At 37.1% G+C, this 2,653-nt stretch carries 2 protein-coding genes; both read right to left on the bottom strand.

The genetic code is table 11. The features are described 5' to 3' along the window. Positions 1 to 1,613: 30S ribosomal protein S1 (gene rpsA / locus AC1DPQ_RS24050; RefSeq protein WP_477611113.1), on the bottom strand; the 1,613-nt coding region annotated here is incomplete at its 3' end. A gap of 578 nt (positions 1,614 to 2,191) precedes the next feature. Further along, positions 2,192 to 2,653: hypothetical protein (locus AC1DPQ_RS24055; RefSeq protein ID WP_477611114.1), on the bottom strand; the 462-nt coding region annotated here is incomplete at its 5' end.

The raw sequence follows: 2,653 nt of genomic DNA on the forward strand, positions 1-2,653 counted from the left end.
ACACCATATGGTAAAGCAATAACAGCACCTTTATCAGTTACTTTAACAACTGTACCTTGGTGAACCGAGTCTAAAGTGAAGATCGTTTCGAAAGTATCCCAAGGGTTTTCTTCCAATTGTTTGTGACCTAAACTTAATTTACGGTTATCAACATCAAGTTCTAAAACAACAACGTCTAATACATCACCAACTTTAGTGAATTCATTAGGGTGGTTTACTTTTTTAGACCAAGATAAATCAGAGATGTGGATTAAACCATCAATACCTTCTTCGATTTCAACAAAAACACCGAAGTTAGTCATGTTTTTAACAGTTGCTTGGTGCTTGCTTCCAACTGGGAATTTAGCAGCAACTTCTTGCCATGGATCGTTAGATAATTGTTTAATACCTAAGCTCATTTTGCGCTCGTCTCTGTCTAAAGTTAAAACTTCAGCTTCGATCTCATCACCAACTTTTAAGAATTCTTGTGGATTTCTTAAGTTTTGTGACCAGCTCATTTCAGAAACGTGGATTAAACCTTCAACACCTGGGATGATTTCTAAGAAAGCACCGTAATCTGCAACAGTTACGATTTTTCCTTTTACTTTAGAACCAACTTGGATGTCGGTGCTTAAGTTCTCCCAAGGGTGTGGAGTTAATTGTTTCAAGCCTAAAGCGATACGTTTTTTCTCATCATCGAAATCTAAAACAACCACGTTGATTTTTTCATCTAATGATAATACTTCTTTTGGATGCTCTATGCGGCCCCAAGAAATATCAGTAATGTGAAGTAAACCATCAACACCACCTAAATCGATGAACACACCGAAATCAGTAATGTTTTTAACAGTACCTTCCAATACCTGACCTTTTTCTAATTTAGAAACGATCTCTACTTTTTGGCTTTCTAAATCATCTTCAATTAACACTTTATGAGAAACGACTAYGTTTTTAAACTCATGGTTAATTTTAACAACTTTGAATTCCATTGTTTTACCCACGTATACATCGTAATCGCGGATAGGTTTAATATCAATTTGAGATCCTGGTAAGAAAGCCTCAACGCCCATGATATCAACAATTAAACCACCTTTAGTACGGCTCTTAACGAAACCGTTGATGATTCTATCATTTTCAAGAGCCTCGTTAATTGCTTCCCATGATCTTTGGGTTTTTGCTCTTTTGCGAGAAAGGATCAATTGACCGTTAGCATCTTCTGGTGCTTCAACGAAAACGTCAACTGAATCGCCGATTTTAAGATCTGGTGTATCACGGAATTCAGAAGTAGAAACTAAACCGTCTGATTTGAAACCTACGTTTAATACTACATCTTTGTTGTTGATTGAAACAACGATACCGCTGATGATTTCACCTTTAGTGATCTGATTGAATGTTCCAGCATACATATCTTCAAACTTTTTACGGTCTGCATCATTGTAATTACCGAAAACTTTTTCATCTGCATCCCAATCGAAATCTTCCGATGGTGTAGCCAATGATGATTTGATCGATTCGATCGAAACTGAATCAGCTTCTGATTCAATAGTTTCTTTTTCAGTTAGGCGTCCGCCTTCTCCCTGAAGTTCAGCTGTTTTAGCTGCTAATTCTTTTTCTGCTACTTGTTTTTTAGCCATTAATTAATTATCTCCTTTTTTCCCTATTTAGGGACTGCAAAGGTAAAAATATTTTAATTAATAGAAAAGATTTTTTTAATAAATCTTGCTGATTTTTAGCTCTTTATAATTCCCCTCCCTTGGAGGGGTGCCTGAAAGGCGGGGTGGTTATTTCAGTTTACCACATGTTTTTCCAAAATGTAGCTGTTTTATTTTAGAGTTTAATCGCTTAGTTATGCCAATTATTTGAAAATGAGCGCTCCGTATTTCTTCGGGAGCAGCAGCCCTGCTATCGCTTATAGTCCTCACTACGCTGCGGGCTATTCCGCTCTATCAGGTTTAAAAACAAGGGTTGTGCACAAATACCTACCAAATGTTCCTACGGAACGAAACACAAATAACATCGGTTATTTGCTACCTGGCAAGCGTCCCGATGGGACGGCATGTAAAGTTGCCGGTTCGGCTTCAATTTGCAAATCGCCCAATTAGGCGGCGTATGGTTGTTTGTTAAAGACCAAGCGTCCCGTAGGGACGATTCATGGGTAGAAAAAAAATATTTTTTTCGTTCCGTAGGAACGTTTGATATGATTTTGGAAATTCTATTTCTTCGTAAAAGTTCCTCTTGTAAAACCTTCGCCAATTAATGTTTGATCATCTCTGATTAATAGCATTATGGTGTTCTGCTGATCGTAAAGTTTGATCATATCCCCCTCAATAACGTATTTCGAGGTGAAAATAGAATCAGTATAGGCATCGGTAACGGTTACCGAATCTTTCGATTTAAAATTGAAGGTTTTATACTGTATATCTTCGTTGCTTGCAAAAGTACCTGTTATCACTTTTGCCTGTATAAAAGTAATGTAGCAGAAATACCCGGTTACCAGAATTACGATTACCGAAAAACCGATCAAAAATTTATTGCCGCTGGCATATTTGATCGAAAAGTATAAAATGGTAATCAGTATTAAGGCTACAACTGCAAAAAAGATAATGTTCGTATAATCTTTGTTTTCTTGGGGTACCGATGCCACAATGCTTGTTTTTTCGGCTGCTGCTTTTAC

It is taken from the genome of Pedobacter sp. 01T416_2 (assembly GCF_056398925.1).